The 8,683-nt window shown below is 71.0% G+C and carries 8 protein-coding genes; 4 read left to right on the top strand and 4 right to left on the bottom strand.

The window, feature by feature from the left end; all coding sequences use genetic code 11:
- The 3 genes from AC1DV7_RS14830 to AC1DV7_RS14820 all read left to right on the top strand — a co-directional run.
- On the top strand, positions 1-3,629 hold a 3,629-nt coding region (locus AC1DV7_RS14830; protein WP_477597905.1), incomplete at its 5' end, for a multifunctional oxoglutarate decarboxylase/oxoglutarate dehydrogenase thiamine pyrophosphate-binding subunit/dihydrolipoyllysine-residue succinyltransferase subunit.
- An 81-nt stretch (positions 3,630-3,710) separates the two neighbouring features.
- Positions 3,711-3,887: a DUF6104 family protein gene (locus AC1DV7_RS14825; protein ID WP_477597904.1), complete on the top strand. Its 177-nt coding sequence runs from the start codon at positions 3,711-3,713 to the stop codon at positions 3,885-3,887.
- A gap of 3 nt (positions 3,888-3,890) precedes the next feature.
- Complete coding sequence (locus tag AC1DV7_RS14820) at positions 3,891-4,541, top strand: GDSL-type esterase/lipase family protein (protein ID WP_477597903.1); 651 nt, start codon at positions 3,891-3,893, stop codon at positions 4,539-4,541.
- Between the two features lie 10 nt (positions 4,542-4,551).
- Here the strand turns inward: AC1DV7_RS14820 and AC1DV7_RS14815 are convergent, their stop codons facing one another.
- Both AC1DV7_RS14815 and AC1DV7_RS14810 read right to left on the bottom strand, forming a co-directional pair.
- Entirely contained in the window at positions 4,552-4,770 is a 219-nt protein-coding gene (locus tag AC1DV7_RS14815; RefSeq protein WP_477597902.1) for a hypothetical protein, read from the bottom strand.
- A gap of 45 nt (positions 4,771-4,815) precedes the next feature.
- On the bottom strand, positions 4,816-5,787 hold the full coding sequence (locus tag AC1DV7_RS14810; protein ID WP_477597901.1) for a zinc-binding dehydrogenase: 972 nt from the start codon (positions 5,785-5,787) through the stop codon (positions 4,816-4,818).
- Between the two features lie 59 nt (positions 5,788-5,846).
- Between AC1DV7_RS14810 and AC1DV7_RS14805 the strand changes: the two genes are divergently transcribed.
- Positions 5,847-6,782, top strand: a complete 936-nt coding sequence (locus tag AC1DV7_RS14805) for a nucleotidyltransferase family protein (protein ID WP_477597900.1) — start codon at positions 5,847-5,849, stop codon at positions 6,780-6,782.
- Here the strand turns inward: AC1DV7_RS14805 and rfbD are convergent.
- Complete coding sequence (rfbD, locus tag AC1DV7_RS14800; RefSeq protein WP_477597899.1) at positions 6,768-7,643, bottom strand: dTDP-4-dehydrorhamnose reductase; 876 nt, start codon at positions 7,641-7,643, stop codon at positions 6,768-6,770. The genes AC1DV7_RS14805 and rfbD overlap by 15 nt on opposite strands.
- On the bottom strand, positions 7,643-8,638 hold the full coding sequence (rfbB, locus tag AC1DV7_RS14795) for a dTDP-glucose 4,6-dehydratase (RefSeq protein WP_477597898.1): 996 nt from the start codon (positions 8,636-8,638) through the stop codon (positions 7,643-7,645). Before rfbB ends, rfbD begins: the two co-directional genes overlap by 1 nt.
- Between the last annotated feature and the right edge of the window lie 45 nt (positions 8,639-8,683).

Raw genomic sequence — 8,683 nt, 5'->3', positions numbered from 1 at the left:
CCCCGGCCCCGCAGGCCGCCACCGCCCCCGCCCCGAACTCGGCGGCCGCGGTCCAGAAGCAGGCGAGCACCACGGACAAGCCCGACGCCCAGAGCGACAAGGCGACCGCCGACAAGCCCGAGGACAAAGAAGCCGGCACCGGAGGCGACAGCGCCGCGGCCAAGGAGATGCCCAAGCCTCGTGAACCCGAGGCACCCCGGGCCGCCAGCGCCACCCAGGGCCCCGAGGTCCGGCCGCTGCGTGGCGCGAGCGCGCGCACGGTCACCAACATGGAGGCCTCCCTGACGGTCCCCACCGCGACGAGCGTGCGCGCCGTCCCGGCCAAGCTGCTGATCGACAACCGGGTCGTCATCAACAACCACCTCGCCCGTTCGCGGGGCGGCAAGGTCTCGTTCACGCACCTCATCGGCTACGCGCTGGTCAAGGCGCTGGGCCACATGCCCGAGATGAACAACGGCTTCACCGAGGAGAACGGCAAGCCGGCACTCGTCGTCCCCGGTCACGTCAACCTCGGCCTGGCCATCGACATGGCCAAGCCCGACGGCACCCGCCAGCTGCTCGTCCCCAGCATCAAGGCCGCCGAGGCGATGGACTTCGCGCACTTCTGGACGGCCTACGAGGACATCGTCCGCAAGGCGCGTGGCGGCAAGCTCACCGTCGAGGACTTCCAGGGCACGACCCTGACGCTGACCAACCCCGGCACCATCGGCACCGTCCACTCGGTCCCGCGCCTGATGTCCGGCCAGGGCGCGATCATCGGCGTCGGCGCCCTCGAGTACCCCGCGGAGTGGCAGGGCGCGAGCCAGGAGACCCTCAACCGCAACGCCGTCTCGAAGATCCTCACCCTGACGAGCACCTACGACCACCGCATCATCCAGGGCGCCCAGTCCGGCGACTTCCTGCGGATCGTGCACCAGCTGCTGCTCGGCGAGAACGGCTTCTACGACGAGATCTTCGAGTCCCTGCGGCTGCCCTACGAGCCGGTGCGCTGGGTGCAGGACATCTCCGCCCACCACGACGACGACGTCAACAAGACGGCTCGCGTCCAGGAGCTGATCCACGCCTACCGCGTGCGAGGCCACCTGATGGCCGACACCGACCCGCTGGAGTACCGCCAGCGCCGCCACCCCGACCTCGACGTCACGTCGCACGGCCTCACCCTGTGGGACCTCGAGCGCGACTTCGCGACCGGCGGCTTCGGCGGGGCGCCGATGCTGCGGCTGCGCAAGATCCTCGGCATCCTGCGTGACTCGTACTGCCGCACGATCGGCACCGAGTACATGCACATCCAGGACCCCGAGCAGCGCCGCTGGCTGCAGGCCAAGATCGAGGTCGGCTACGCCAAGCCCGGTCCCGACGAGCAGCTGCGCATCCTGCGCCGGCTCAACGCCGCCGAGGCGTTCGAGACGTTCCTGCAGACCAAGTTCGTCGGCCAGAAGCGGTTCAGCCTCGAGGGTGGCGAGTCGGTCATCGCGCTGCTCGACCGCATCCTGTGCCGCGCCGCCGCGGACTCCATGGACGAGGTCTGCATCGGCATGCCGCACCGCGGACGCCTCAACGTGCTCGCCAACATCGCGGGCAAGTCCTACGGGCAGATCTTCCGTGAGTTCGAGGGCAAGCAGGACCCGAAGTCCGTGCAGGGCTCCGGCGACGTGAAGTACCACCTGGGCACGGAGGGCGAGTTCGTCGCCGAGGACGGCAGCAAGACCAAGGTCTACCTCGCCGCCAACCCGTCCCACCTCGAGGCGGTCAACCCGGTGCTCGAGGGCATCACCCGTGCCAAGCAGGACCGGCTCGACCTCGCCGGCGAGGACTTCACGGTCCTGCCGCTGCTGCTCCACGGTGACGCGGCGTTCGCGGGCCAGGGCGTGGTCGCCGAGACGCTCAACCTGAGCCAGCTGCGTGGCTACCGCACGGGCGGCACGATCCACGTGGTCATCAACAACCAGGTCGGCTTCACGACGTCGCCGAGCGCGTCGCGGTCCTCGACCTACTCCACCGACGTCGCCCGCATGATCCAGGCGCCGATCTTCCACGTGAACGGCGACGACCCCGAGGCGTGCGTCCGCGTGGCCGAGCTCGCCTACGAGTTCCGCCAGACGTTCAACAAGGACGTCGTCATCGACATGGTCTGCTACCGGCGCCGTGGTCACAACGAGGGCGACGACCCCTCGATGACCCAGCCGCTGATGTACAACCTCATCGAGGCCAAGCGCTCGGTCCGCAAGCTCTACACCGAGTCGCTGATCGGCAGGGGTGACATCAGCCAGGAGGACGCCGAGGGCGCGCTGCGCGACTACCAGCAGCAGCTCGAGCGGGTCTTCGTCGAGACCAAGGAGGCCCTCAGGGAGGCCGCGGTCGAGGCGAGCGACCCCACCCTCGCCGGCACCGACGCCGAGGGCCACTCCGGTCTCGAGCCGCCGACCGCACAGGCCAGCGACCAGACCACGCGCTCGGCCACCGAGACGGCGATCACGCCCGACCAGCTGGCCCACATCGGCGACGCGTTCACCAACCCGCCGCAGGGCTTCACGGTGCACCCCAAGCTCCAGCAGGCCATGGAGAAGCGCGCCGCATCCACCCGCGAGGGCGGCATCGACTGGGCGACCGGCGAGCTGGCCGCGTTCGGCTCCCTGCTGATGGAGGGCACTCCCGTGCGCCTGGCCGGCCAGGACAGCCGTCGCGGCACGTTCGTGCAGCGGCACGCGGTCCTCATCGACAAGAGCACCGCCGAGGAGTGGACCCCGCTGCTGTACCTCGGCGAGGGCCAGGCCAGGTTCTGGGTCTACGACTCGCTCCTGTCGGAGTTCGCCGCCATGGGCTTCGAATACGGCTACTCCGTCGAGCGCCCCGACGCACTCGTGCTGTGGGAGGCGCAGTTCGGCGACTTCCTCAACGGCGCGCAGACGATCATCGACGAGTTCATCTCCTCGTCCGAGCAGAAGTGGGGCCAGCGCTCGTCGGTCGTGCTGCTGCTCCCCCACGGCTACGAGGGCCAGGGCCCCGACCACTCCTCCGCCCGCATCGAGCGCTTCCTGCAGATGTGCGCCGAGGACAACATGACCGTGGCCTACCCGTCGACGCCCGCGAGCTACTTCCACCTGCTGCGTCGTCAGGCCTACGCGCGTCCGCGTCGGCCGCTCATCGTCTTCACCCCGAAGTCGATGCTGCGCCTCAAGGCGGCGGCGAGCGCGGTCGAGGACTTCACGACCGGCACGTTCCGCCCGGTGCTGCCCGACCGCGCGACGCTCGACAAGGGCGCCGTGACCCGGGTGCTGCTGGCCTCCGGCAAGGTCGTCTACGACCTCGAGGCCGCGCGCGACAAGGCCGGCGACACGCAGACCGCGATCATCCGGGTCGAGCAGCTCGCCCCCGTGCCGAGCGAGGCGATCGCTGCCGAGCTCGCGCAGTACCCGAACGCCGACGTGGTGTGGGTGCAGGACGAGCCGCAGAACCAGGGTGCGTGGCCGTTCATGGCGCTCAACCTGCCCGCAGGGCTGGCCGAGCACGGCGAGAACCGCGTCCTGCGGGTCGTCTCCCGCAAGGCGTCCGCCTCGCCGGCCACCGGGTCGAGCAAGCGCCACGCCGAGCAGCAGGCCGAGCTCATCGCCGCAGCCTTCGCCCGCTGACGCCCACCTCACCCCGAACGACGGCGGGTATGCCGCGTGGCTGGCTCAGCCACGCGGCATACCCCCGTTAACCTTGCAGGCGTGTACTTCACGGATCGCGGCATCGAGGAGCTGGTCGCTCGCCGAGGGGAAGAAGACGTCTCCTTCGAGTGGCTGGCGGAGCAGCTGCGCACCTTCGTGGACCTGTTTCCCGAGTTCGAGACCCCCGTCGAGCGGCTGGCCACCTGGCTCGCCCGACTCGACGACGAAGAGGACTGACGCGTGAGCGACCCCACCTTCACCCCGAGTGCCGAGTTCCAGGTCGTCGCCGACGGCCCCCGTGACGTCGGCCTCGTCTTCGTCGGCGACTCGATCGTCGCCGGCGTGGGCGATCCCAAGGGTCAGGGCTGGGTGTCTCGCGTCGTCGGCCGCACGCACGACGCCGACCTCGAGCTCACCGCCTACAACCTCGGGGTCCGTGGCGACACCACGGCCGACGTGCTCGCCCGCTGGCAGCAGGAGGCCGCTCCCCGCTGGCAGGGGCGCGCTGAGAAGCGGCTCGTGGTCTCGGTCGGCGGCAACGACGCAGCCACAGGCGTGACGCTGGCCCGGCACCGGCTCAACCTCGCCAACATCCTCGACGACGCCGCCAGCGCCGGCATCGGGACCTTCGTGGTGAGCCCCACCCCCGTGGACGACAGCGAGCTCAACGCCAAGCTCGACGTCCTCGTCGACGCCCAGGCCGACGTCTGCTCGCGCCGCGGGGTCCCGTTCGTCGACTGCTTCGCCCCGCTGCTGGGCCACGACCAGTGGCAGAGCGACCTCGCCTCGAGCCGTCACGCCCACCACCCCGGCCAGGCCGGCTACGGCCTGATCGCCTGGCTGGTGCTGCACAACGGCTGGTACGACTGGCTGCAGATCTCGCCCAGTTGACGCCTGGTGCTCAGAGCACCCGGTCGGCGAGCGCGCGCAGCGCCTCGAGGGTCTCGCGGGAGCCCCGGAGTCCCGCCTGCCAGGGTTCGATGATCGCCCTCATCGCGTCGCCCAGCGGAGCAGCCGGGTCGCCTTGCTGGTTACCCGAAGGCCCGGCAGCAGACTCCGCATGCAGGTAGTTCGTCCACCGCGGGTCGATGGCGTCCTTGGGCGAGTCGGGGTATTCCATTCCCCCTTTCTACGTCACCGTCCCGTCGTTCACGAATCGCCGGTGTTACGAGACCGTGAACACGACCTTCCCGAAGACCTCGCCGGCGGCCATCGCGGCGAAACCCTCACGGGCGCGCTCGAGGGGCAGGACGCTGTCGACCACCGGCTCGATGCCGTTCAGGGTCACGAAGGACGCAAGCCGCTGCAGCTCGGTGCGAGTGCCCATGGTCGAGCCGACGACGCGCAGCTGCTTGAAGAAGATCTTGGTCAGCTCGGCCTTGGCAGGGGCGTCCCCGGACGTCGCCCCAGAGATGACGATGACGCCACCGGGGTTGAGCGAGTTGACCGAGTGCGACCACGTGGCAGCACCCACCGTCTCCATGACGGCGTCCACCCGCTCGGGCAGCCGCTCACCGTTGCCGAAGGCCCGGTCGGCGCCGATCTCGACGGCCCGGGCGCCCTTGGCGTCGTCCCGGCTCGTGACCCACATGCGGTAGCCGGCTGCCGAGCCCAGCTGGACGAGCGCGGTGGCGACGCCACCGCCGGCCCCCTGCACCAGGACGGTCGCCCCGGGAGTGAGTGCCGCGTTGGTGAACAACATCCGGTATGCCGTGAGCCAGGCCGTCGACAGGCAGGCCGCGTGCTCCCAGCTGAGCCCCTCGGGCTTGGGGACGAGGTTGCCGCGCGGCACCGCGACCTGCTGGGCGAGCGTGCCGTCGTGGAGCTCGGACAGCAGCGTGCGCCGGGGGTCGAGGGTCTCGTCGCCACGCCACCCGTCGCTGGGGATGACGGCGTGGACGATCACCTCGGCACCGTCCTCGTCCACCCCGGCCCCGTCGCAGCCGAGGATCATCGGCAGCCGGTCGGCCGGCAGGCCCACACCGCGCAGCGACCAGACGTCGTGGTGGTTGAGCCCTGCCGTCCTCAGCGTGACCGTGGTCCAGCCCTCGCGCGGCTCCGGCTCGGGGCGCTGCCCGACCTGGAGCCCGGACAGCGGGTCGTCGGCGGACTGGCTGGCGGCATAGACGGCAAGCATGGTGCCGACCCTAGCCGGAAGCCGGAACGCGTCGCCGTGGCCGATGTCATACTCCGACGGTGAGGGCGACGCTGCAGCAACACGAGGCGGTGCTCCTGGCGCATGCGCTCGTGGCGCGCCTCGCCGAGCGGGCAGGCGCCCGCGTGCTGTTCATCAAGGGACCCACTGCCGTGGCGCTGGGCGTCCGGCCGGACCGCCCCTCCACCGACGTCGACGTCCTCGTGGACCCACCAGCCTTCGCCGACGTGTGTGCCGCCATCGAGTCGGCGGGCTGGGTCCCGCGCGGGCCGGTTGGCACCCGCAGGAGGGTCGGCGACATCGTGTTCGACCACTCGGCCCACTACATCCACCGCGAGTGGCCGTGCGACCTCGACGTGCACTACAACTTCCCCGGCTTCCTGGCGCCGCCCCAGCAGGTCTTCGAGGCCCTGTGGCAGCGGCGCACGACGGTCGAGGTGGCCGGTCAGGACATACCGACCCCGGACGCGGACGGCCAGGCCCTCGTCGTCGGGCTGCACGCACTGCGCGACGAAGGCCGGGACCAGAGCCGCGCCGACCTCGAGCACCTCACCCGTGCGGCCCCACTGGCTCCCGACGCGGCCGCGTCGCTTGCCCTGCTGGCCCGGGAGACGGGGTGCAGCGGGTCCGCGGCCACCCTGCTCTCCCGCCTCGGAGTGCGCCCGCATCCCCTGACGGCGCCCGAGCTGCGTCGCCTGGGTGACTGGCAGCTGCGCCAGGCCGGCCTGGGCAGGTCGACGGCCTGGTTGGCCGAGGTCCAGCAGGCCCCCATGCGCTCCAAGCCTGCCACCGTGGGACGTGCCCTGTTCCCGCCGCGTGAGTACCTCGTCAGCTCTCACCTCGCTGACGACCTGACGCGAGCGCAGCTGGCCCGGCTGCACGCGACACGGTGGGGCCGGGGCGCCGCAGCCCTCCCCCGCGCCGCCCTCGTGCTGGTCAGGCGTCGGCGCCTGCTGCGGCGCTCAGCCCCTCGCTGAGCGGCCGCCCACCAGGTCCGGAAGGGCCTGCGCGAGGCTTTCGCGCCACGGGGGGAGCATGGCGATCCGCGTCATCCGCCAGGCATCGTGTCCGAGCACGGAGTAGGCCGGGCGAGGCGCCGGCAGGGGAAAGGCGTCCGACGTGGTCGGGGTGACCCTCGCCGGGTCGAGACCGAGCTCCTCGAAGATCGCGCGCGTGAGCCCGTGCTTCGTCGTGTCGCCCTGGCTCGTGGCGTGCCACACCCCGAACGGCGCATCGGCCGCCACGAGTCGCAGGATGGCCCGCGCGACGTCCACGGTCCAGGTGGGCTGGCCGCGCTGGTCGTCGACCACGGCCAGCGTCTCGCGTTCGCCGGCGAGCCTGGCCATCGTGGAGACGAAGTTCGGGCCGCCGCGGCCGTACAGCCAGGCGGTCCTCACGATCCACGCGCGGGGGCAGTGCGCCAGCACGGCCCACTCCCCCGCAGCCTTGCTCCGCCCGTAGGCCGAGAGGGGCGCGAGGGGGGCGTCCTCGGCATACGGCTCGGTGGCGTCGCCGGAGAACACGTAGTCGGTGGAGACGTGCACGAGGCGGGCGCCGGTCTCACGACACGCGTTCGCGACGTTGGAGGCGCCGACCGCGTTGACCGCGAAGGCTTGCGCCTCATGGGACTCCGCGTCGTCGACTGCGGTGTAGGCGGCGCAGTTCACCACGAGGTCGTGCCCGCGGACGGCCGCGCGGACCGCGTCGGGGTCGGTGACGTCGAGGTCGGCCCGCGCCCGTGCCGTGACGTGCTTCCTGTCGACGCCGGCGTCGGCGAGCACCGCCTGCAGGTCCTGGCCCAGCATGCCCTTGGCGCCCGTGACGAGCCAGCGCGACATCAGCGACCCAGCCGCTCGTAGCGGGACTCGGCGACGACCTTGGCGGTGCGCCACCAGTCCTCGTTCTCCTGGTACCACGCGATCGTGTCGGCGAGGCCCGACCGCACGTCGGGATGCCTGGGGCGCCAGTCGGTCTCGGCGCGCAGCTTGGTGGAGTCGATGGCGTAGCGCAGGTCGTGACCCGGGCGGTCCGGCACCAGGTCGAACCAGTCCGCCGGCTTGCCCATCAGCTCGAGGATCAGCCCCACCACGTCCCTGTTGTTCATCTCGCCGTCGGCCCCGATGAGGTAGGTCTCGCCGAGCCTGCCCTGCTCGATGATCGCGATCACGGCGTCGTTGTGGTCGTCGACGTGGATCCAGTCGCGGACGTTCAGCCCGGCGCCGTACAGCTTGGGCCTCACGCCGTCGATGACCCCGGTGACCTGGCGCGGGATGAACTTCTCGACGTGCTGGCGCGGGCCGTAGTTGTTGGAGCAGTTCGAGAGGGTGGCCTTGAGCCCGAACGAGCGGATCCAGGCCCGAACCAACAGGTCTGCGCTCGCCTTGGACGCGGAGTAGGGGCTCGACGGGTTGAGCGGCGTGGTCTCGGTGAAGCGAGCCGGGTCGTCCAGCTCGAGGTCGCCGTAGACCTCGTCCGTGGAGATGTGGTGCAGGCGCTTGTCGTGGCGGCGGACGGCCTGCACGAGCTGGTACGTGCCGATGACGTTGGTGTCGATGAACGGCCACGGGTCGTCGAGCGAGTTGTCGTTGTGCGAGTCGGCCGCGAAGTGCACGACGACGTCGTGGGCTGCCACCAGCTCGTCGACCAGGTCGGCGTCGGTGACCGAGCCCTTGACCACCTCGACCTCGCCCGCGACGGGGTCGAGGGAGGTGAGGTTGGCGGCATACGTCATCGAGTCCAGCACGGTGAGCCGCCAGTCCGGACGCACCTCTCGCGAGCGCAGGACGAAGTTGCTGCCGATGAACCCGGCGCCGCCGGTGACGAGGACCTTCACGGGCACAGAGCGTACCGATGCCGGCACACCCGCCGAGGCCTGCTC

The sequence above is a fragment of the Pedococcus sp. P2_E4 genome (assembly GCF_056403935.1).
This window is presented reverse-complemented; position numbering and strand designations above follow the sequence as displayed.

Coding starts and splice junctions, on each gene's coding strand:
- AC1DV7_RS14810 (WP_477597901.1), bottom strand. CDS start 5,787: ATGCTTGCCGTCTATGCCGCCAGCCAGTCCGCCGACGACCCGCTGTCC.
- AC1DV7_RS14815 (WP_477597902.1), bottom strand. CDS start 4,770: ATGGAATACCCCGACTCGCCCAAGGACGCCATCGACCCGCGGTGGACG.
- rfbD (WP_477597899.1), bottom strand. CDS start 7,643: ATGTCGCGCTGGCTCGTCACGGGCGCCAAGGGCATGCTGGGCCAGGAC.